The sequence below is a fragment of the Cryobacterium sp. Y62 genome, from assembly GCF_002929785.1.
GTDB lineage: Bacteria > Actinomycetota > Actinomycetes > Actinomycetales > Microbacteriaceae > Cryobacterium.
The window spans coordinates 85,735-107,010 of record NZ_PJJK01000112.1 but is presented as its reverse complement, the minus strand read 5'-3'; the positions used below and the strand labels follow the sequence as shown (position 1 = coordinate 107,010).

20 protein-coding genes and 2 pseudogenes are annotated in these 21,276 nt (G+C 62.7%); 11 read left to right on the top strand and 11 right to left on the bottom strand.

Annotated features, from left to right (window positions below; translation table 11 throughout):
- Nucleotides 1-32 precede the first annotated feature (32 nt).
- The 9 genes from CXY71_RS13065 to CXY71_RS13015 all read right to left on the bottom strand — a co-directional run bounded on the left by CXY71_RS13065 (nucleotide 33) and on the right by CXY71_RS13015 (nucleotide 11,946).
- Nucleotides 33-1,208, bottom strand: a complete 1,176-nt coding sequence (locus CXY71_RS13065) for a hypothetical protein (RefSeq protein WP_146072821.1) — start codon at nucleotides 1,206-1,208, stop codon at nucleotides 33-35.
- A 278-nt stretch (nucleotides 1,209-1,486) separates the two neighbouring features.
- The gene (locus CXY71_RS13060; protein ID WP_104136025.1) at nucleotides 1,487-1,828 is read right to left on the bottom strand and encodes a helix-turn-helix transcriptional regulator; all 342 of its coding nucleotides are present in this window, start codon (nucleotides 1,826-1,828) and stop codon (nucleotides 1,487-1,489) included.
- Complete coding sequence (locus CXY71_RS13055; protein ID WP_104136024.1) at nucleotides 1,825-2,940, bottom strand: tyrosine-type recombinase/integrase; 1,116 nt, start codon at nucleotides 2,938-2,940, stop codon at nucleotides 1,825-1,827. The genes CXY71_RS13060 and CXY71_RS13055 overlap by 4 nt, the downstream gene beginning before the upstream one ends.
- A gap of 1,111 nt (nucleotides 2,941-4,051) precedes the next feature.
- A complete protein-coding gene (locus tag CXY71_RS13040) occupies nucleotides 4,052-5,008 on the bottom strand; it encodes a D-alanine--D-alanine ligase (RefSeq protein WP_104136021.1) in 957 nt (318 codons plus the stop codon).
- 42 nt (nucleotides 5,009-5,050) lie between these two features.
- Nucleotides 5,051-6,415 (bottom strand): PLP-dependent aminotransferase family protein, encoded by a 1,365-nt coding sequence (locus tag CXY71_RS13035; RefSeq protein ID WP_233204623.1) that lies wholly within the window; start codon nucleotides 6,413-6,415, stop codon nucleotides 5,051-5,053.
- A gap of 102 nt (nucleotides 6,416-6,517) precedes the next feature.
- The gene (gene trxA / locus CXY71_RS13030) at nucleotides 6,518-6,841 is read right to left on the bottom strand and encodes a thioredoxin (RefSeq protein WP_104136020.1); all 324 of its coding nucleotides are present in this window, start codon (nucleotides 6,839-6,841) and stop codon (nucleotides 6,518-6,520) included.
- Between the two features lie 22 nt (nucleotides 6,842-6,863).
- On the bottom strand, nucleotides 6,864-7,826 hold the full coding sequence (gene trxB, locus CXY71_RS13025; RefSeq protein WP_104136019.1) for a thioredoxin-disulfide reductase: 963 nt from the start codon (nucleotides 7,824-7,826) through the stop codon (nucleotides 6,864-6,866).
- 180 nt (nucleotides 7,827-8,006) lie between these two features.
- Nucleotides 8,007-9,635: a murein biosynthesis integral membrane protein MurJ gene (gene murJ / locus CXY71_RS13020; protein WP_104136018.1), complete on the bottom strand. Its 1,629-nt coding sequence runs from the start codon at nucleotides 9,633-9,635 to the stop codon at nucleotides 8,007-8,009.
- Nucleotides 9,628-11,946, bottom strand: a complete 2,319-nt coding sequence (locus CXY71_RS13015; RefSeq protein ID WP_104136017.1) for a DUF6049 family protein — start codon at nucleotides 11,944-11,946, stop codon at nucleotides 9,628-9,630. Before CXY71_RS13015 ends, murJ begins: the two co-directional genes overlap by 8 nt.
- Nucleotides 11,947-12,025: 79 nt before the next feature.
- Here CXY71_RS13015 and CXY71_RS13010 point away from each other — a divergent pair, with 79 nt between their 5' ends.
- The 10 genes and pseudogenes from CXY71_RS13010 to CXY71_RS22100 all read left to right on the top strand — a co-directional run bounded on the left by CXY71_RS13010 (nucleotide 12,026) and on the right by CXY71_RS22100 (nucleotide 18,916).
- Complete coding sequence (locus CXY71_RS13010) at nucleotides 12,026-13,456, top strand: CCA tRNA nucleotidyltransferase (protein WP_104136016.1); 1,431 nt, start codon at nucleotides 12,026-12,028, stop codon at nucleotides 13,454-13,456.
- Nucleotides 13,457-13,604: 148 nt separating this feature from the next.
- Nucleotides 13,605-13,952, top strand: a pseudogene (gene rpsF / locus CXY71_RS13005) (30S ribosomal protein S6); the annotation flags it as partial.
- 264 nt (nucleotides 13,953-14,216) lie between these two features.
- Nucleotides 14,217-14,735: a single-stranded DNA-binding protein gene (locus CXY71_RS13000; protein ID WP_092448003.1), complete on the top strand. Its 519-nt coding sequence runs from the start codon at nucleotides 14,217-14,219 to the stop codon at nucleotides 14,733-14,735.
- Between the two features lie 49 nt (nucleotides 14,736-14,784).
- Nucleotides 14,785-15,048 carry a 30S ribosomal protein S18 gene (gene rpsR, locus CXY71_RS12995; protein WP_035835236.1) on the top strand — a complete coding sequence of 88 codons (264 nt, stop codon included), beginning with the start codon at nucleotides 14,785-14,787 and terminating at the stop codon, nucleotides 15,046-15,048.
- A gap of 9 nt (nucleotides 15,049-15,057) precedes the next feature.
- Complete coding sequence (gene rplI, locus CXY71_RS12990) at nucleotides 15,058-15,507, top strand: 50S ribosomal protein L9 (protein WP_104136015.1); 450 nt, start codon at nucleotides 15,058-15,060, stop codon at nucleotides 15,505-15,507.
- A gap of 577 nt (nucleotides 15,508-16,084) precedes the next feature.
- Nucleotides 16,085-17,392, top strand: coding sequence for a replicative DNA helicase (gene dnaB, locus CXY71_RS12985; RefSeq protein ID WP_255411409.1), 1,308 nt, complete (start codon nucleotides 16,085-16,087; stop codon nucleotides 17,390-17,392).
- Between the two features lie 86 nt (nucleotides 17,393-17,478).
- Nucleotides 17,479-18,075: a hypothetical protein gene (locus CXY71_RS12980; protein WP_104136014.1), complete on the top strand. Its 597-nt coding sequence runs from the start codon at nucleotides 17,479-17,481 to the stop codon at nucleotides 18,073-18,075.
- 26 nt (nucleotides 18,076-18,101) lie between these two features.
- Entirely contained in the window at nucleotides 18,102-18,371 is a 270-nt protein-coding gene (locus tag CXY71_RS12975; RefSeq protein WP_233198498.1) for a hypothetical protein, read from the top strand.
- 210 nt (nucleotides 18,372-18,581) lie between these two features.
- Nucleotides 18,582-18,671, top strand: a pseudogene (locus CXY71_RS22105) (alcohol dehydrogenase catalytic domain-containing protein); the annotation flags it as partial.
- 32 nt (nucleotides 18,672-18,703) lie between these two features.
- Nucleotides 18,704-18,916 carry a hypothetical protein gene (locus CXY71_RS22100; RefSeq protein WP_233198524.1) on the top strand — a complete coding sequence of 71 codons (213 nt, stop codon included), beginning with the start codon at nucleotides 18,704-18,706 and terminating at the stop codon, nucleotides 18,914-18,916.
- Between the two features lie 58 nt (nucleotides 18,917-18,974).
- On the opposite strand, the gene purB is transcribed toward CXY71_RS22100, so the two are convergent.
- Entirely contained in the window at nucleotides 18,975-20,357 is a 1,383-nt protein-coding gene (purB, locus tag CXY71_RS12965; protein ID WP_104136013.1) for an adenylosuccinate lyase, read from the bottom strand.
- Nucleotides 20,354-20,881, bottom strand: coding sequence for a low molecular weight protein-tyrosine-phosphatase (locus CXY71_RS12960; protein WP_104136012.1), 528 nt, complete (start codon nucleotides 20,879-20,881; stop codon nucleotides 20,354-20,356). The genes purB and CXY71_RS12960 overlap by 4 nt, the downstream gene beginning before the upstream one ends.
- A 126-nt stretch (nucleotides 20,882-21,007) precedes the next feature.
- On the opposite strand from CXY71_RS12960, the gene CXY71_RS12955 reads away from it, so the two are divergent.
- Nucleotides 21,008-21,262, top strand: coding sequence for a hypothetical protein (locus CXY71_RS12955; protein ID WP_104136011.1), 255 nt, complete (start codon nucleotides 21,008-21,010; stop codon nucleotides 21,260-21,262).
- Nucleotides 21,263-21,276: the final 14 nt, after the last annotated feature.

The following is a 21,276-nucleotide window of genomic DNA, read 5'->3' as shown; positions in this document are numbered from 1 at the left end:
TACCGGTGGACGCGCGTTATTCAGGGCAGGTTTTATAGCTGGCGTTGGGCGATGTAGCCGGACCAGTCGCGGGCGGCCAGGGCTGCCCAGCGGATCGCGGTTGTGTCGGCGATACCGATCAGGTCGGAGAGGACGGCCGCGGGTATGCCGCCGGCGAGGGCGAACATCGCGGCTTGGCGAGACTGGCCCGGATGGATGCCGTTTGCGACGAGCTTGGAGCGGAAGTTCTCGCGGACCATGTGGCGGCCGGGATGTCTGCCGGGAAACAGCCAGCCGTGGTCGGTGCTCGCGATCGACGGGGCGCCGGGGCGTGTGAGGTGGCGGCGAATCAGGTCGTCAAGGGCGGGCGGCATCTCGACGGGAACGGCCTCGAAGGACACCATGACGCGGCCTGCATCGTCGATGGCGACCTGGTCGGTGCGCATCGAGACGATCGCCTCCAAGGGCTGCGCGAACAGGAGCGTGAATAGGCCGCCGATACGGGCGTAGAGGGCGATTTGCTCGTCATGAAGGAGCTGGTCGATCTGTTCCCAGCGGTCAACGTCGGCGACGACGACTTCGGGCAGGGTTGACTCGCGCCAGCGCATGGTGATCGCGGTGTTGGTGCGGCTTCGGCCGAGCCAGATGACGAAGCCTTGCTGAGCGTTGCGGCCGCCGGGATGCTCGGCAAGGTAGGCCTCCAGCTGCGACTGAGTAAGGCCAGCGATGGTCGTCCTGCGGGTGGTTGCCCATCGGCTCAGCCGGATCGCTCCGTTGATGTGCGAGCGTGCGCCATAGATCGCGCTCGTGGACAGGCCGCCACGATCGGCAGTCGTGCGGAGATTGCGCAGCAGATGCCATCGGCCGTAGCGGCCAATCACCGCCGCATCCTCGGTGTCGACGAGCTCGAGCTTGTCGTCGAGCCAGCGCTCCATCTGCTCGATCGGGGCGTGATAGCGCGGCAGGGTGCCGGTTGAAGCGAGCAGTTCACGCAGATAATTGTGCGACCTGTCCGCCGGTAGATTCCGGAAGGTGTCGTGGCTGATCGGAGTCTGCCGTCGGGCCATCTGGCCGAGTAGTCTCGCGCCGGTGGCTGGCGGCTTTTTCAGCCAGGTGATCACGCTCTGCGGCCGTGGCGCGGCGTTTAGCTCATCGAAGACAGGGCGCAGCTGCTCGTGAACTAGGCCGGTAATGGGGTCGGTGAGCAGCGCAGTGAGCCGGTCGGTCAAGATGCAACGTGCGCAGCGCTCAGCGCCGTAGGGATTATCCTCGCGACCACATTGCGTGCAGGCAAACACAGACTCCTCGCCCGAACATGCGGCGCAGACGAACGTCCCGAAGTTGCTCGTCGAGGGATAGGCGACGGGGCGCAGCTCGAGGCACTCAGGGCAGACGGACGGGTGGTAGGCGATGTCGCGGCGGCAGCAGGAGCAGATCGGCCCGGTCGGCAGCCTGACCGTCGTGCCGGTGCGGCCGCAGCGCATGCACTCCGGGTATCGCCCTGAGCTCACTCTCCAACGCCGTCGGGGCGCCGCACCTTGGCACGGATGGGGCGCAGCTGGCCGATCTTCGGGCCGCCCTCGCCGGTCGTACCAGTCTTGGCCTGCTTCTGCTCAGCGACGACGGGGGTGATCAGGTCCGTCGGAGTGCAGCCGAGGGCGTCGCAGAGTGCGACGAGTACCTCGGTGTTCAGTCGTTGCGGGGTCTTCGTCACGAGCCGGTAGACGTGCTCGCGAGTGAGCTGGATGCCGCGTTCTTCCAGCAAGGGCCGCAGCTCGCTGGTTTGGAACAGTCCCCGGTCGGCCATCACCTGCCGCAGGTTCCACTGCACCTGGATCGTCCTGGTCATCGTGTTCCTTTCTCGTCTATGCGATAGACCCTGGCCAGCGCCGCCTGCAGGGTCTTGTTCTTGAAGTCGTCCGACACCGACGTGTAGATCGCTGTCGTTGACGCAAACGCATGCCCGACCTGCTCCGTGACGAACCGCTCCGGGTAGCCGTGCTCGACCAAATGCGTCACATACGAGTGCCGCAGGCAGTGCAGGCTCAAATGCTCGTCCAACCCGATCTCGGTCCGGGCGACGGAGAACAGGTCGTCAATCTGCCGGACCTTGACGCGGGTACTCCGCTCCGTCAGCCACAACGCGGGATGCCCGCCAGCCTCATATAGCGGCAGCGCCTGCTCGACCCACTGCCGCAGGCCATCGACGGCCCAGTCGAACTCCGGGACTGCCAGCACTGTCCGTCGACGAGGCAACGATCCGGCCGACGCTTTTCCATACCGCACGTGCACCGACCCGTAGGTTCCCCACTTCCGCATGTGCGGATTCGGGCGCAAATCCGCAACGTCCAGGCGTGCAAGCTCGTTACGCCGCAACCCAAACGCATAGGTGGTCTTCAGCATCACCGCGTCCCGCAACGCCGCCAACGCACCCTTGCGGCCCGACCGGGCAAGCCGATCAACACGGTCGTCGAGCCAGTCGAACAACAACTCCAACTCGCGATACGTCAGCGGACGCCGCTGAGGTTGCCCCTCGTATTCGTTCAGATGAGCGACCGTGTTCCACTCGTTACAGACCTGCGAAGGCACCTGCCCAAACCGGTCATGGCACTGCGCGGGCCACTCATAGCGGGAGTCCGTGATGTAGTCGCAGAACATCCGCAACGTCAGGTGGTATCCGCGGATCGTCGACAAAGCCAACCGCTCGGACCCGGACGTCAGCGAAACCGTGAAGTCTTCAACATCGACGGGGGTCCACTGCCACGGATACGAATCGCAGAACTCCTGGAATCGGCGGATCAGCCGCTCACGAGTCCTGACCGTGCCCTCACCGAGCTGTCGAGATCGCTGCTGGCGGGACCACCCCGTCACCATGGCTTCAAACACCGCCGCGGTCTCGTTCAGGTGCACCACACCCGGGACCAGCAACATCCGCGCCGAACCCGGAAACTCGCCAGCCATCCGCTTCACCCCGGTTGTCTATAAAATCACTATGTTGCATCTAAGGTAACACGATCCATGAGGCCTAGTAAAGACAAGGCATCCAGATAATGCAAACCGAGAACGTCGTGGCCAGCAACGGCATGCCCTGTGACTTCTGCAGCGATAATGCCTGCTCGCCCTCGATCTGCAAGAGGCGTGGCAATTCAAATGAGGGAATCCGGGCAGTCGCTCGGATTCCCGATTTGACGGTGAACCTGATGTCGGTGATCGGACTGCTGGATCGCTGAGGTCGAAGCTGGTCAACCAATAATCGCGGCATACTCTGTCCAGATAGGAGTGCGCTGGCATGGTCAGACAGTCTTATGGGAGTGAGATCCCATCCGAGTTATTTCGTGCCCGACACAGACAACATTTTCACTCGATGCTCCCAGTGATCTTCAACGTCTGGCTTCGCCCGGAGGACGTCGGCGATCATTTCCTACGGGCGTAGCGCGACTGTCCGGTCGACCTCGAACTTTGGAAGTGAGGACTCGCTCTGGCCGGCAATGTGCTGCTGCCGAGAACGCTCGAAGAGATACACGGCGCTAGAGAGAACCTATTGGACTTATCGTGAATCGGTCCAGGACATCCCCGGGTAAGAGATGTGCATCACGCAAGGCCGCAAGCACGGAAGCCTTTCGATCGGTTTCGTCAGCGATATTACGAAGAGTGGACAGAACTAGCCAAAGCCGCTCGACTGAAGTCGCTAGAGCAAGCACGTCAGCGATTCCGATATTGAATGTCCGCTCGGCCGCAATTGCTGTCGCATCCCGTTTGAAGATACTTCTCGGGGAGACCATAACGGCAGCGCTCCCATGAGGAACCGGTGCATTGCGATCCTCCGCCACGAACTTCAGATGGCTGTTCACTTGGCGGACGTCGTCCAGTCCTATCTGCCCAGAAGAAATGTGCTCGNAAGGCATCCAGATAATGCAAACCGAGAACGTCGTGGCCAGCAACGGCATGCCCTGTGACTTCTGCAGCGATAATGCCTGCTCTGGGGTTATTTGCAAAAGGCGTGCCGCGCTGTTTCACGTGAAACAGTGCCGGTGGCTTGAGCCTGGTGATGTTTCACGTGAAACAGGGTTGGCTACTGGGCGGTGCGGGCGTGGGTGGCCAGGACGGAGTATGTGGCGCCGAGGGTCTGGTTGGCGGCCTCGATGGCCTGGGGGACTAGGGATGTCTCGGTGAGTCCGGGGAGTACATTGGCCTCGAGAAACCACGGGGTGCCCGCCGCGTCGACGATGAGGTCGACGCGGCTCAGGTGGCGCAGACCGAGCAGGATATGAATTGCCACCGCGGTGTCGGATACGACGAGTGAGACCGCGTTTGCGAGGCGGGCGGGGGTGTAGAAGTCGGTTTCACCGGCGTTGTAGCGCGCTTCGAAGCTGTAGACGCCGTCGACGGGCACGATTTCAACGATGGGCAGTGCGGTCGGGCCCTCGCCGGAGTCGATCACGGCCACGGTGACCTCGGTGCCGTCAATATACGCCTCAACCAGGGCTGTATCGGCGTAGGTGTAGGCGTCAACCATGGCGCGTGGCAGGTCAGCGGGCGTGCGCACGATCGTGACGCCCTGTGAGGAGCCACCCTGTGCTGGTTTGACGACCAGGGGTAGGCCGATCGCGCTGACCAAGTGATCGAGCACGCTCGTGGCACCGAGGTCGCGAAAGGTCTCGGTCGAGAGTGCTATAGCGGGGGGAGTGGCAAAGCCAGCGCGGAGCACGAGTTCCTTGGCGGTGGCTTTGTTCCAGGCGAGGGCTGCGGCTGGCCCACGGGAGCCGAGAAACGGAATGCCGGTTGTTTCTAGCAAGGAGAGCAGGGCACCGTCTTCGCCGGTGGCGCCGTGCAGGGTGGGCCAGATCAAGTCGGGGGATTGGTCCATGAGGGTTGTGAGCAGGTTAGCGCCGGGGTCCAGCACGGTGACTATGTGACCTTCGTTAGTTAGGGCATCCGCTACCCGCCGCCCGGAGCGGAGTGAAACGTCGCGCTCGTGCGAGATGCCGCCGGCTAGGACGGTAATGTTTAGGGGGGTGAATTCGCTCATGATCAGGACTTTTCCTAGCTGAGTGTGGGTGGGGTGGCGAATTTAGGAGATGTTTGCCGACGGGCCTGCGAAGCGCTGGTTCTTAGCTCCGGGCCGATCGGGTACTGCGCTGAGCGCGCCCGTTCCGGCGAAAGTATCGAGTAGGTCGAGCTCGCCGCGAATCACGGTGGCTAGACGACGGATGCCCACCCGAATGTTGTCCGGCGTGGGATAACAAAATGCGAGCCGCATGTTCTGGCGACCTTGACCGTTGCCATAGAAGGCTGTTCCGGGCGTGTAGGCCACGAGCTCCTTCACAGCGCGGGGCAGCATGGCTTTCGAATCAAGCTGTTCGGGCAGGGTAACCCAGACGTAGAAGCCGCCGGTGGGGTCGGTCCAGGTGAGGTCGGGGAGGTACTCGTCGAGCGCCGCGAGCATGGCGTTCTTGCGCTCGTGGTAAACGCCGCGGAAGGTGTTGATCTGGCCCTTCCAATCGGCCGTCGAGAGGTACTCAGAGATGACCATCTGCGTGAAGGAGCTGGGAGAGAGAACGGCGGCCTCGTTGGCGAGCACAAGTTTTTCGCGGATGGCGTGTGGAGCCAGCGCCCAGCCGACCCGAAAGCCGGGGGCGAGGGTTTTCGAGAAGGTACCCAGGTAGACGACGCCGTCGCGTTCGAGTGAGCGGATCGCATCCGGTGCCGGCTGGTCGAAATAGAGCAGGCCGTATGGATTGTCCTCGAGGACCAGGATGTTGTTCGTCCGGCAAATCTCCAGAATCTCCAGGCGGCGCTCCCAACTGAGGGTGACTCCGGCTGGATTATGAAAGCTCGGGATCGTGTAGAGAAACTTGATCGTGCGCCCGGCCGCCTTGAGGGCCGCGATGTGTTCGATCAGCGCGGCCGGGATGAGGCCATTTTCGTCCATCGGAACGTGGTCGACCTCGGCCTGGTAAGACTTGAAGATCACCATGGCGGTGACGTAGCTCGGCCCCTCGGAGATGACGACATCGCCGGGGTCGAGAAACAGTTTACTGACCAGTTCGAGGGCGTGCTGAGAGCCTGTAGTCACGACGATATCATCGGCGTTGGCCTTGATTCCTTCGAGCGCCATGACGTCGAGAATCTGCTCGCGCAACAGGGGAACCCCCTGGCCAGAGCCATATTGCAGGGCTGTTGCACCCTTCTGGCGCATGACCCGGTCCATGGCATTGATGACGAGTTCCTCGGGCAGTGCTGCAACGTACGGCATGCCGCCGGCCAGTGACACCACCTCGGGGCGGGAGGCTACGGCGAAAAGGGCACGCACCTCGGAGGCCTTCAAGCCTGCGGCTCGTTCGGCGTAGTGGTGGTACCACGGGTCGAGGTTGTTTCCCGCCTGTACAGTACTCGACTGCACAGCGCTGACGTCAGTGGAACCCTGATTTGTCACGTCACATCCGTTCTGCTGTTCACTTCATCGTATGGGGTGGCGCCGGGCAGAAAAAAACCCGCCCGGTGGAAGCCGGGCGGGTCGGGTGGTGCGGTGGATCAGTTATACGAGGTACGCGGCCAGGTCCTTCTCCAGCTGCGGCTTCGGCTTGGCGCCGATGACGGTCTTGACGACCTCGCCCTTCTGGAAGACCTTCATCGCGGGGATAGAGGTGATCTGGTACTTGGCGGCGAGGGCCGGGTGCTCGTCAACGTTGAGCTTGACGATGTCGATCTTGTCCGAGTTCTCGGCTGCGATCTGGTCGAGGATCGGGCTGACGGCGCGGCAGGGGCCACACCACTCTGCCCAGAAATCCACCAGCACGGTCTTCTCGTTGTTGATGACTTCCTGGTCGAAGTTAGCCTCAGTTACGGCGCGTGCAGTCATGTGTATCTCCTTCTTGAGTAATTTAAACGAGTTCGGGCTCGCTGGCCGAGGCCAGCAGGTTCTGGGGAAGTGTGCTGAGGTAGTGCTCGGCGTCGAGAGCGGCCGCGCAGCCGGAACCGGCCGCGGTGATGGCCTGCCGGTAGCTGGAGTCGATGACATCACCGGCCGCGAACACTCCGGGCTGGCTGGTCAATGATGACCGGCCGGCGACGGCGATGGTTCCCTCGGGAGTGAGATCGAGCTGCTTGTGCACGAGGTGCGTGCGGGGGTCGTTGCCGATCGCCACGAACACGCCGCCTACTGGGAGGCTGGTCTCGGTGCCGGAGACAGTATCGCGCAGAGTCAGGCCATCGACGGCGTCCACCCCCGTGATGCCGACGACTTCGGAGTTCCAGATGAACTCGATCTTGTCGTTGGCGAAGGCGCGCTCCTGCATGATTTTGGAGGCGCGCAACTCACCCTTGCGGTGGATGACGTGCACCTTGGAAGCGAACCGGGTGAGAAACGTTGCTTCTTCCATGGCCGAGTCCCCGCCGCCGATGACGGCGATTTCTTTACCCTTAAAGAAGAAGCCGTCACAGGTGGCACACCAGGAGACGCCGCGGCCGGACAAACGCTCTTCGTCGCTGAGGCCGAGCTTGCGGTAGGCGGAACCAGTGGCGAAAATGACCGTGAGGGCCTGTTCAACATCGCCATTGCCGAGGGCGACCGTCTTGATCGGCCCAGACAAGTCGACCGAGTCGACGTCGTCGTAGACCACCTCGGTGCCGAATCGTTCGGCCTGTTCCTGCATCTTGGTCATCAAGTCGGGGCCCTGCACGCCCTCCGGGAAACCCGGGAAGTTTTCAACATCGGTCGTGTTCATCAATTCGCCGCCGGCCTCAACCGAACTGGCGATCAGAAGCGGTTTGAGGTTGGCTCTGGCGGCATAAATCGCCGCGGTGTAACCGGCCGGTCCTGAACCGATAATGATGATCTGACGCACGCGCACGCTCCTTGAAGTGGTGGGGAGACGGACAATATCCCGCCTTACGTTCCGATACAACACATCCTAATCGGATGCTATTCCATGCTCTCCCAGCTTGTGAGGCGGTGTTCAGCTGGCGGAAGACTATCTTGAAGCGCTCACGGGAGCGCTGAGCTGCTCGTCAGGTTCGAAGTACTTTTACCGGCCCAGGCGTCTCTGCAGGGGCGCGAGAAAGGCCGTCAGCTCGGCACTGCGCATGACCAGGAGCAGACCGAAGTACGCCGCGGCCATGACGACCCCGATCAGGAGCATGGAGAGGATGGCGCTCAGTCGGGACGCGACGGCAAAACCGTCCCCGACGTTTCCGCCGAGAATGAACAACAACGTGATTCCCAGGCCGACCGGAATGATCACTGCGGTGAGATACTTCACGAGGCTGCGCACGATGCGGCGGCCATCGATCCCGCCGAGGCGTCGGCGCAGCAGCGCGGCGGCCAGCAGGCACTGGAGCGCGCCGGAGATGGTGATGACCAGGGCGATTCCGACCGCGATCCACTCCACCGGCAGTTGAGCGCAGCCCATGACCCCGAGCACGGTCAGCACGACCTGAAACAGGGTGAAGAAGAACGGCGTGCGGGTATCTCCGAGGGCGTAGAAGGTACGTTGCAGCACGAACAGGATGCAGAAGGCGATCAGTCCGAGAATGAAGGCGATGATGACGTTTCCGATGCCTTGGATCTGCTCGAACGGTGCCACGAATACCGCGGCGAACGGATACGCGCACACGGCGATCACGGCCGCCGCGAGCACGATGATCAGGGTGGTGCCGCGGATCGCGGAGGAGGCATCCGCTCGCACCAGATCAAACTTTTCCAACGCAGCATGCTCGCTCATGCGGGTGAAATAGGCGGTGGCCACCGAGACGGTGATGACCGAGTGTGGCAGCATGAAGATGAGCCAGGCGGTGGCGAGCACCGCGATGGACGCTTTGCCGGTGGCGAGCGACACGACCTGTGTCTCGACAATGCCGGCGATGGTCGTCAGGATAAGCATGCCGAAGGTCCAGGTCGCCATTTTGCCGGCCGCTCCGAGGCCCACACCGCGAAAGTGAAAGTCGGGGTGAAAGCGCAGGCCGATGCGTTTCCAGAAGTAGAACAACACCACGGCCTGCACGATGACGCCGAGGGTGGCGCTGCCGGCCAGGACTGCGATCATGGCCGGGGTGAATTCATCGGCTGCCCGGTCGCCGGTGGCATCGGCACCGTACATGGCGCCGAACACCAGCAGACCGGCGATCGCCACTACGTTGTTGAGCACCGGAACCCAGGTGAACGGTCCGAACATTTTGCGCGCGTTGAGTACCTCCCCGAGCAACGTGTACAGACCGTAGAAGAACATTTGCGGCAGGCACCAGTAGGCGAACGCGATGGCGAGGTTTTTTTGGTCGGCTGGCAGGTTGATGCCGATGAATCCGGTGATGGCCGGCGCGAACAGCGTGCCGAGGATCGTTGTCACCGCGAGAATCGACAGGGCGAGGGTGAGGAGCTTGTTGATGTAGGCGGTGCCGCCGTCGAGGTGCTGGCTGGCGCGCACGATCTGCGGCACCAGAACGGCCGTGAGGATTCCACCGGCGACGATGACGTAGACGGTGTTGGGCAGCTGATTGGCCAGCGCGAACGCGTCAGCGCTGTCGCCGAGCTGGCCGATCATTCCGGCCAGCACGATGAGCTTGATGAAGCCAAGAATGCGCGACACGATCGTGCCGGAGGCCAGGAAGGCGCTGGCCCGGCCGATGCTGCCGCCCGTGCTGGTCGGGGTCTCAGACATCGGGGGTCACCGTCAGCCTCACGGTGTTTTCACCAGCGGATGCCGCAGTATTCGACTCAGTGAAGCGTTCCCGACGACGGCTGATGATATTGCGCCAAATGCCGAATCCGAAGAAACCCACGACCAGAATCGCAAAAATGCTCGCGCCGACGCCTTCCCAGTCGGCGCGCACGCTGACGTCGATGGGAGCGGGCTGGCCGAGGGGGGTACCGTTCAGGGTGAACAGGGTGACCCGAAGAATGACGTCACCGTTTCCGACGGCAGCGCTTAGCGGCACAGACACCGCCTGCGCGGAGTTGGGCTGGATGATCGTCTCGAGTGTGTCCCCCACGACGAGGCGCCCATTCGACGGTACGACCTCGGTGCGCACGGTCACGGCCTGATCCAGGGCGTTGTTGAGGGTGATGCGGAGGTCGACCTGGCTGCCGACGACGATGATCGGTCCGCGCGTAGTCACGGTGACGGCATGCATGAGGTCGAAGGATGACGCCAGACTCGCCGCCACGTGGTCAGCCCAGGCCGATGACTGCGCGGTCCACGAGGTATCCAGCAGTGCGAGCAAGTCGAGGCGCAGGGGCGCTGTCACCACGACCGGATCGGCCAGGATCGTGGCAAAATCAGCGACAGCGGCCTCACGATCGAGCAGGGAACGGGCTAGCGTGACCCGGGCGGGGTCGATGGCCTCGTCCTGGAACGTCACGGTGGTGGCCGGCGTGGACTCCTGCGCGGCCGCCAGGGAGACGGCATTCGCCCAGGAAAAACCAGCCAGAGCGGCCATGGTTTGCCCGACCCGATTGGCGGAGGTCGGACCGCCGCGTTCAAACGTGGTCAACAGCGTGCGCGCCGAGTTCGGGTTCTCGGCCGAAACGATTGCCAGCAGCGAGGCGGCTTCTGACACGCTGACCCGCCAGTCATGGTCGGTCGCGGCATCGGCGGCAGCACGAATGGCCGAGGACAGCGCGCTGTCGCTGACCAGGCCGAGCCCGGTGGGGAGGGTAACCGCGGCGTTCGGGGTGAAGCCGTCAGACTGTTTTACGTTGCCGCTGGAGAGAATGGTGGTGGTCAGCCCACTCGCGGCGAACACGTCGAGGTCGGTGCTGGCGACCTGGCCGGCGATGGGCCAGCCGATAGTTGTGCTGGAATAGTTCCAAGCCAGCAGGTCACTGGTTGTGGGAATGACCGTCTCGCCCGGCGTCACCGTCGGGCCGGGCGTCGGAGTCGGTGACGGCGTGGTCTGAGTAGATGTGCGGGAGATGACGCTCGGCACATCGGTGGTTGTCTCGGGAACGGGAGTGTTCGAGGGGACGACGAACAGACTCGGATCGATGGCCTGCGCGAAGGACGTTGGCGCGAGCAGGGCGGACGCACCGGTCTGGGCCTGCAGGGAGATATCGGCATCGGCATAGCTAAGAGGGAAGATGTCGTTGCTCGCCGTGGCAAGGCGATCGAGCCAGGCCACGGCGGAGGCGGGAGCGGCGGTGCCCAGAACTCGAATGGACGCGATGATCTGCGGGTCGATGGCGATCGCCATCGTGGGCAGGTCGATCACCGAATCAAGCTGGCGTGAGAGCAAGCCGACCGAACTCGTATAAGACTCGAGCGCCTTGGCTGTAATCAGGCCGGTCGCGCTCTCCGGGGTTGTGATCGGCATGATCGATGCCAGCCCGACCGGGGTGGTGGCGCTCCCGGGTGACCAGACGAATGTTCCCCGGCCCTCGGCGCGAACGACATCATCGACGGTGAGAATGGCCGCAACTCCGCGCGCTCCCCAGGCGTTCTGGTCGGTCAAGCCGACGGACGCAGCGGGAACGGTGATTGACAGGTTCGTGTTCGCACCGGCCGCAATAGCTTGTGTAGTCGGTACGCTCAGCATCTGATCGCCCGAATTGGCGTCAGCGTCAGGGCGCAGCCAGGACTCGAGGGCCGCTCGGGTTGTGAGGGCGAGATCGGCGAGATACACATCGACCCGGCCGATCGGAATCGCCGCGTCGGTATTGTTCTGCACGGCAACCGTCAGGAGCAGATCCTGGCCGGGCGATAGCTCGGAGGAATTCGTGCCGGAGACGGTGATCCCGACTGAATCAGCCGAGGTTATGGCGGTGCCGACAGCAGTCTGTGGGGCCTGGGCCAAGGCTGCAGAGAGCCCCGCGACCGGCGTGAGAATCAGCGCAGCCAGAGTGAGGACGCCCGCCACTAACCCCGCCGTCGGCCGCAAGCGCCCTGCCCTGCTGGTGCGCTGGGCCGAACGCACGGCAGTGCGTGCGGCAGCCGGGAGCGCGGGCCGATGCGCGGAATCTGACTCGGCGACCATAGGGGGATTCTACGGCGTGCCAGCCGGAAGCCACCTGCACCGAGTCTGCACGCCGTGCTCTGACAACTAATATGGATATATGCAGAGCGTCGCGGCAGCCCTCGCACGACTGGGCGACCTGGCTGCCTCTCCCACGGTATCCCGTCTGGCGAACGCATTTGCGGCGGCCGGCCATGAGCTGGCTTTGGTCGGCGGTCCGGTGCGAGATGCGTTCCTCGATCGGCCGCTTCATGACCTCGATTTCACCACGGATGCGATGCCGGACGAAATTCTCGCGCTCGTCAAACCACTCTCTGAAGCGCAGTGGGACATCGGTCGGAACTATGGCACGATCGGGGCGAGCCTGGCCGGTGAAACCGTGGAGATCACCACATATCGCGCCGACAGCTACGACGGGACCACCCGCAAACCAGACGTGGTGTTCGGACGCGAGCTCGAACCCGACCTGCTCCGCCGTGACTTCACGGTCAATGCCATGGCGCTGCGCCTGCCGCAGCTGACTCTGGTCGACCCGGCCGGCGGCATCGATGACCTGCTGGCCGGGCGCCTGCGCACTCCAAGCACCCCGGAGATCTCCTTTGGAGATGATCCATTACGAATGCTGCGCGCGGCCCGGTTTACCGGACAGCTGGGTTTCACGCTGGATCTGGATACCGCACTCGCGATGGAAAAGATGCGCGATAGCATCCGCATCGTGTCGGCCGAGCGCATCGGTGACGAGATCTCGAAGATGCTCGTGTCGGCGGACCCGCGCGCCGGTATCGAAGTGCTGATGGAGTCGGGTTTGGCCGAGATCGTGCTGCCAGAAATTCCCGGCCTGCGGCTGGAAATTGACGAGCATCACCACCACAAAGACGTTTACCAGCACACCCTCACCGTGCTGGAGCAGGCGATGGGCTACGAGAAATCACGCGGGAACTTTGAGGCGCCCGACCTGATCGTGCGCCTCGCCGCACTGCTGCACGACATTGGAAAGCCGGCCACCCGAAGGCTCGAACCCGGCGGGGTTGTCAGTTTTTACCACCACGACGTGGTCGGGGCGAAGCTGGCCAGGAAGCGACTGCGCGCGCTGCGCTTCGACAACGACACCATTAATGCCGTAGCCCAGCTGATCGAACTGCACCTGCGGTTCTTCGGTTACACCGAGGGTGCCTGGACCGACTCGGCCGTGCGCCGCTACGTGCGCGATGCCGGTGACCAGCTGGAGCGACTGCACATTCTGACCAGGGCGGACGTGACGACCCGTAACCGGCGCAAGGCCGACCGGCTCGGTTTCGCATACGACGACCTGGAACAGCGCATTGCCGAGCTCAACGAGAAGGAAGAGCTCGGTGCCGTGCGTCCCGACCTTGACGGCGAGCAGATCATGGCCGTGCTCGGGTTGAAGCCAGGGCGTGAGGTGGGCGAGGCCTACCGGTATCTGCTCGAACAACGACTCGACGACGGTCCGCTGGGCCAAGCGGAAGCCACTCACCGACTGCAGGAGTGGTGGGCGGGGTGGAGCCGCTAGGGGTGCAGTGGCTTAAGCTGGCGGCATCCGGTAGCATGGGTAGGTTGCCTGCGTGCCGGATTCCCCGGACTAGCGCAAGCAGCACATGCACAACCCTCCTGTTGCAGAAAGTCTGCAGCCGTTTTAGTCCGAAGGAGGTGGGTTAGTCATGCATCAGTACGAACTTATGGTTATCCTCGATCCCGAGATCGATGAGCGCACCGTAGCTCCCAGCCTTGACAAGTTCCTCAACGTTGTTCGCAACGATGGCGGAACCATTGACAAGGTTGATGTCTGGGGTCGTCGTCGTCTCGCTTACGAGATCAACAAGAAGACCGAAGGCATTTATGCCGTCGTGGACTTCACCGCTAACGCTTCAGCAACGGTCGAGCTCGACCGCCAGCTGAGCCTGTCCGAAGCCGTTATGCGCACCAAGGTGCTCCGTGCAGAAGAGGGCATCGCCCAGGTCGTCGTCGCGAGCAAGCTGGCCGCCGAGAAGGCTGCCCGCAAGGCTGCCAACCCGAAGGTTATCGCTGCCAAAGCTGACGCTGCAGCTGCTGCAGCTGCAGCACCGGCCGCCAAGGTTGCCGCTGCCGCGAAGCCGGTCGTTGCCGAGGCCGTTGTGGCCGAGGTCCCGGCCGCTGCTGCCACGGTCGAAGCTGCTGTTCCGGTTGCTGCTGCCTCCACCGCGGTTCCGGCCGCGAAGGTTGCTGGCGCTAAGCCTGCTGCTGCCAAGGCCGCTCCGACCGCCGTTGCCGACAAGGCAAGCGACAAGTAGCCCATGGCTGGCGAGACCGTAATTACCGTGGTGGGCAACCTCACCAGCGATCCGGAGCTGCGTTACACGCAGAACGGCCTGGCGGTTGCCAACTTCACCATCGCTTCCACTCCGCGTACGTTCGATCGTGCGGCCAACGAGTGGAAAGATGGCGACGCGCTGTTCCTGCGTGCGAGCGTTTGGCGTGAATTCGCCGAGCACGTGGCAGGTTCACTGACCAAGGGTTCGCGTGTCATCGCTTCCGGTCGTCTCAAGCAGCGTTCGTATGAGACGAAGGAAGGTGAAAAGCGCACGAGCATGGAACTCGAGATCGACGAAATTGGTCCTTCGCTGCGCTACGCCACCGCTTCCCTCACTCGCGCGCAGTCGTCCGGCCCCCGTAGCAGCGCTCCCGCTGCCGGTGGCCAGGGCAATGATGAGCCGTGGGCTCCCAGCGCACCCGCCAAGACTGCGTCGCCCGCAGCATCCGGCGGGGACGTTTGGAATAGCCCAGGCAACTTCAGTGACGAGACCCCCTTCTAAGCCTCGCCTCGCGCGGAGCTAACGTCTTCTTTTAGAAAGTAAGGAAATCATGGCTGGAAAGTCGAGCGGCGACCGCCGCAAGCCGCTTCGCGGAGCAAAGGGTGGCAAGAACGCCGCTCCCGCGAAGTCGATTCGGGTTGGTGTCATCGATTACAAAGATGTCCCCACCCTGCGCAAGTTCATCTCCGAGCGTGGAAAGATCCGCGCCCGCCGCATCACAGGCGTTTCCGTTCAGGAACAGCGCCTCATCGCCCGTGCCGTCAAGAACGCCCGCGAAATGGCTTTGCTGCCCTACGCAGGCTCAGGCCGGTAAGGAAACCAAATGTCGAAATTGATTCTGACGCATGAGGTCTCCGGCCTCGGTGCACCCGGCGACGTCGTAGACGTCAAGAACGGGTTTGCTCGTAACTATCTCGTTCCCAAGGGCTTCGCTGTGGCGTGGACCCGCGGTGGCGAGAAGCAGATCGAGCAGATCAAGGCAGCCCGCGTAGCGCGCGAGCACGCCACCTTCGAAGAGGCCGAGGCGCTCAAGGTCAAGCTTGAGAACACCAAGGTCACACTGGTCGTCAAGGCCGGTGCCGGCGGGCGTCTGTTCGGTTCAGTCAAGACCACGGATGTGGCGAACGCCGTTGCAGCCGCCGGTCTCGGCACGGTCGACAAGCGCAAGATTGAACTCACCGCGATCAAGCTGACCGGTGAGCACACGGCAACGGTTCGTCTTCGCGACGAGCTCAGCGCTACGATCACCCTGGTGGTCGTCTCAGCCAAGTAAGGTCACTGCCGGTTTCGCGAGTCACCGGTACGTTTGCCTCTTCCATAGCGGAGGGTTCCGAAAGGAATCCTCCGCTATGCGGCGTTAAGAGCCATTTTGTCGGGGTAGACGCAACACTTTTGTACACAGGTGAGCATTCGTCTCGTCAAGGTTCAACGGTTGATTGAGGTTACTTTATTCACAGCCTGTAAATTCTATGAATCACCTGATCAAATCGATTTATGCGGCTGCGTTAAACTATTTATACACAGCTGAGTGCACAGGTTCTGCACAATCCGCACGGCGTTTCGCGCAGATTCTCCACAAGGTTATCCACAGGGGGGTTTGTGGGGGCGCCGCTACCTACCTAAGGTGATGCAGTGCTGGTTTCTAACCCAAGCTGGTGAATCGCGGCCCGTGTCGGTGGGTCCTGATACACCTGAAAGCACAAGAGAGAAAGAGGTATCGAGTGTCGATCGCTCACCTGGGCCTGGCCAAACAGCCAGCGTCAAACGAGTACGCTTCGTCAGCCCGCGGTGGCGCAGTCGACCAGAATCGAGGTGAGCGGCCCGCTGAAGCCTGGAAGTCGGAGCGCTCCCTGCCGCACGATCTACTCGCCGAGCAGAGCGCCCTCGGTGGCATGATGCTCAGCAAAGACGCCGTTGCCGATGTCGTCGAGACCGTGCGCGGCGGGGACTTCTACATTCCCAAGCACGAGATCATCTTTGATGCCATTCTCTCGCTCTACGCGCAGGGTGAGCCCACCGACGTCATCACGGTCACCGACGAGCTGACCAAGCTCGGTGAGTTGTCGCGAGCCGGTGGTGCCGACTACCTGCACACTCTCACGAGCCTTGTGCCCACGGCAGCCAACGCCGGCTTCTACTCGACCATCGTGGCTGAGCGTGCCCTGCTGCGCCGCCTGGTCGAGGCTGGTACCCGCATTGCTCAAATGGGCTATGCCGGCGAGGGTGAGGTGCTCGACCTCGTCAACACCGCACAGGCCGAAATTTACTCGGTCACCGGCGGCACCGAAACCGAAGACTACGTACCGCTCACCGATGCCGTCACCGCCGCCATCGAGGAGATCGAGGCGGCCAAGCTCAAAGACGGACAGATGAGCGGTGTACCGACCGGTTTCGCCGATCTAGACGAACTGACCAACGGATTTCACGGCGGCCAGCTCATTATCGTCGCCGCCCGTCCGGCCCTGGGAAAGTCCACCCTCGCGCTCGACTTCGCCCGCTCGGCTTCGATTCACAACAACATGCCCAGCATCTTCTTCTCGCTCGAAATGGGACGAAGTGAAATTGCGATGCGCCTGCTCGCAGCCGAGGCATCCGTTCCACTGCAGAGCATGCGCAAGGGAACCGTCGAGGCCCGGGACTGGACCACGATCGCGGCCACCCGCGGTCGCATCAACGATGCGCCGCTGTACATTGACGACAGCCCGAACATGACCCTGGTCGAGATTCGGGCCAAGTGCCGCCGCCTCAAGCAACGGGTGGGGCTCAAGATGGTCATCATCGACTACCTGCAGCTCATGACGAGCGGCAAGAAGGTCGAATCGCGCCAGCAGGAGGTCAGTGAATTCTCGCGCGCGCTCAAGCTGCTCGCCAAAGAACTGCAGGTTCCCGTAATCGCGCTGTCCCAGCTCAACCGTGGTCCGGAGCAGCGGGCCGACAAGATGCCGGCCATCTCCGATCTTCGAGAATCGGGTTCGCTTGAGCAGGACGCCGACATGGTCATCTTGTTGCACCGCGAGAGCGCTTATGAGAAAGACAACCCGCGTGCCGGCGAGGCCGACCTCATCGTGGCCAAACACCGTAACGGCCCCACCCGCACCGTCACGGTCGCCTTCCACGGCCACTACTCCCGGTTCGCCGACATGGTCACCGGCGGTTAGCCTCGGCACGCAGCCCGCTCGCAGTCCCGGGCCGAGTCGCCACGTAGACTGGACACGACAAAATTGTGCAACGAAAGAGGTCGTGCGTGGCGAAGACCCAGGCGCCATCAAACGTCGGTCCGGGGTACTGGACCGTTCCCTTTGGGCGCGCCATGATCGCGGTGATTCCCGCTGCGATCATCACCTTCAATCGGGATCACTCAGCCCAACTAGGATTGGTCGTGTTCGGCGCGTTCGCCCTCGCAAGTGGCCTGTTGCTCATTCTGACCGGGCCGCGCGCACTGACTGTAGCTATCGACCGCAGCCTGTTCCTGATCAATGGAATCGTGAGCATGGTAGCCGGCGGAGTGGCCCTCGCATTTTACACCGGCGGGCACGGGTTCTTCCTGTTCGTAGTGAGCGTCTGGGGGGCCGTCACTGGGTTCCTGGAGATCTATGCCGGCATTCGCGTGCGTAAGCGCGCCGTACCCGCGAAGGATTGGCTGTTCACGGGGATCAGCACCGCCATCCTCGCGCTGCTGTTTCTCCTGCTTCCGCCCAACCCCGTCGTGTCGGTAGGTTTGTTCGGAGCTTATCTGGTCTTTCTCGCGGTTTTCCTGCCCATTGCCGGGCTCTCCCTCAAGTGGGATTCCCCGCGGCAGCGCCGCGGCGTTCCCGTCCCCAACGATTCGGATTCCCTGTGACATTTAAACGCGTGCCAAGAAAAAAAGTGACCAAGAAGATTCCCGGTACGCCCAACCCCGCGCACCAGCCGAGTCGGTCCGATCGGCTGAAACCGGCTGAACTGCTCGGTATTTCCGGTCTGATGGGACTGTTCATCGCCGGCACGGTTCTTTTGACCACGCGCGACCTGATATTTTCGGCGATTGGTTTCGGCGTGACCTTCATCGTGGCCCTCGTGGTGATTGCGATGCTTGTACTCGGCATGAAGCCGAACGCGTTGGAGCAGACTGACCTTGATGAGCAAAACGGGCACTGAGCACTCGCTGGCATATCGCGTGGCACGCCCAGCTCGGGTGTTCTAAACAGGGATGCCCGCCGCGGACTCAAGCGCCGACGGTGGTCGCCGGGTCTTGAGGTCGAGACTTGGGGACTGTCCCGTGGGGCGTTCAGTGGCATCCAGCCGTCGAAAGCGGCTCGGAGTCACCTATCCGAGCGGGGGTCGACCCCCGCTCGCATCGGGCAGCGTGTGGCCGTTGAACCGCAGCGGCCGTGCCGCGCCTGCGAGCAATGCAAAGCCGGCCGTTACAACCTTTGTCCCGACATCGAGTTCTTTGCGACGCCGCCGATCGACGGGCATTCTGCGAGTACGTGGCGATTCAAACGGACTTTGCTTATGCAATTTTGGACGGCGTCTTTCGCTACACCAACACCTGGCCGCTCGGAATTCAGCTGGTCGAGAGCGGCGTCGTCGAGCTTGACGTGCTGGTCACGAGCACTTTTGTGCTCGCCGACGCTGAGCAGACTCTCACTGCCGGTCGCGAGCCGGGCCAGATGAAGGTCATCCTCTACGCCGGTCGGTGATGAAGCTGCGCACGTCCGGCCCAACCCGAACCTGCGCTGGTTCACCTGGCTGGACCGACTACGGCAGATAGTCGATCAGAGAGTCAGCGAGACCGATATAGCCGGCCGGGGTGAGGTGTAGCAGACGAGTCTTTGCGGCCGGGCCGATGTCGAGGGTTGAGACGAAAGCGGCGAGATCGGCGCTGGTGATGCGCTTGCCGCGGGTCAGCTCCTTGAGCAGGGCATAGGGGTCTTCGATCGAGGACCGGCCGGCCGAAACCTCGGCGCGAATCACGGTCTGGATCGCTTCGCCGAGAATCTCCCAGTTGGAGTCGAGGTCGCGCTCCAGCAGGGCGCGGTCGATGTCGATCTCGCCGAGACCGCGCAGAATGTTGTCGAGGGCGAGCAGGGAATGCCCTAAACCGACGCCGATGTTTCGCTGGGTGGTGGAGTCGGTGAGGTCGCGCTGCAGCCGGCTGGTCACCAGCGTCGCGGCAAGCGAGTCGAGAATGGCACAGGACAATTCGAGGTTCGCCTCGGCGTTCTCGAATCGGATCGGGTTGATCTTGTGCGGCATGGTGGAGGATCCGGTGGCTCCGGCCTGTGGAATCTGACGGAAGTAGCCGATCGAGATGTAGGTCCAGATGTCCGTGGCCAGGTTGTGCAGGATGCGGTTGGCGTGGGAGGCGCGGGAGTAGAGCTCGGCCTGCCAGTCGTGCGACTCGATCTGGGTGGTGAGTGGGTTCCAGCCGAGGCCGAGGCCCTCGACGAACTCACGGGAAACGGCGGGCCAGTCCACCGACGGCTCGGCGGCGACGTGGGCGGCGAACGTGCCGGTAGCGCCGCTGAACTTGCCGAGGTAATCACCGGCGTCGATCTGTGCCACAACGCGCTCAAGCCGATAGACGAACACGGCTAGTTCCTTGCCCATGGTGGTCGGAGTAGCGGGCTGCCCGTGAGTGCGGGCTAGCATCGCATCCGCTCGAAATTCGAGAGCACTGCCACGCAGCGCATCGATGACCAGGCGAAGCTTGGGCAGCCAGACCGTCTGCACGGCGTCACGCACGGTGAGGGCGTAGGAGAGGTTGTTGATGTCTTCGCTGGTCGCGGCGAAGTGGGTGAGCTCGCTGATGTGGGCGAGACCGAGCGTGCCAAGGCGGCGACGCACGAGGTATTCGACAGCCTTCACGTCATGACGGGTGGTTGCCTCGAGCTCGGCGAGCTCATCGATCTCGGCCTGACCGAAGTTCGTCACGAGGGCGCGCAGGTCGAGCTTTTGCTCGCCGGTGAGCGGGCCTGAGCCGAACAGGCTGCGGTCGGTGAGTGTGATCAGCCACTCGACCTCCACGCGCACCCGGGCGCGGTTAAGGCCAGCCTCGGACAGGTATTCGCCCAGATCGGAAACGGCGGATCGGTAGCGGCCGTCAAGCGGGCTTAGAACCTGTACGGGTAGGTGACTCATTGGACTCCCTGTCGAATTGCGGGTGCAAGTTGTTTCAAAAGTGCGTGGTTGGCACTCTCAATCATGCCCAATACGGAGTCAAACAACGCATCGTCGGAATAGTAGGGATCTGGCACGTCGCACAGGGCGGCCTGCTCGGCGTCAAAACTCAGCAGCAGGCGTACCTTGGCGCGATCGCGATCAGCCAGTGCCCAGTTTCGCAGGATGCGCTCCTGGCCGCGGTCGAGGACGACGACCAGGTCGTGATCAGCGAACCAGAGCGGATCGAACTGTCGAGCCCGATGGTGGCTGCCGTCATAACCCCGCTTGGCCAGCGCGGTAATCGTGCGACCGTCGGCCTGCTCACCCACATGCCAGTCTCCGGTGCCGGCCGAGCTGGTCGCGATCAGTCGCTCCAAGCCGAGCTTCGTGATCAGATCACGCAGCACGACCTCGGCCATGGGCGACCGGCAGATGTTGCCGGTGCAGACGAAAATGATGCGGAATGGCGTCGACTCGTCTGGGGTGAGCGACGCGAAAGACATGTATTCCATTGTGGAGTAGATTCGGCTCCTGCACACGGGCAGTTTTCGGGGTCTGGGCACAGAATCGTCGAGGGGAGACCCGGCGGCCGGAGATTCTGCGACGATCGGCACTGATTGGGAGGTGCCATGGGCTTTTACGATTTTCCACCGGCCGAGAATCCCGCGGATCGTCTGGACCTGCTGCGATCACAGCGGCATCTCCTTTTCACGTTGTATGAGGAAATCGCTGCCGCGCGCCGAAACCTGGTGGTGCTCGACCCCAGCGACTTCTGGAATTCAGCGTCCCAGTGTGCATTTCAGCTTTGCCTGGCAGACGTGATGGTGGACCTTGATCTCGTGCTTCACTACCTCGACGAGGCGCGCGACAGCGTGCGCGCCTAAATCCAGTTTGCGGA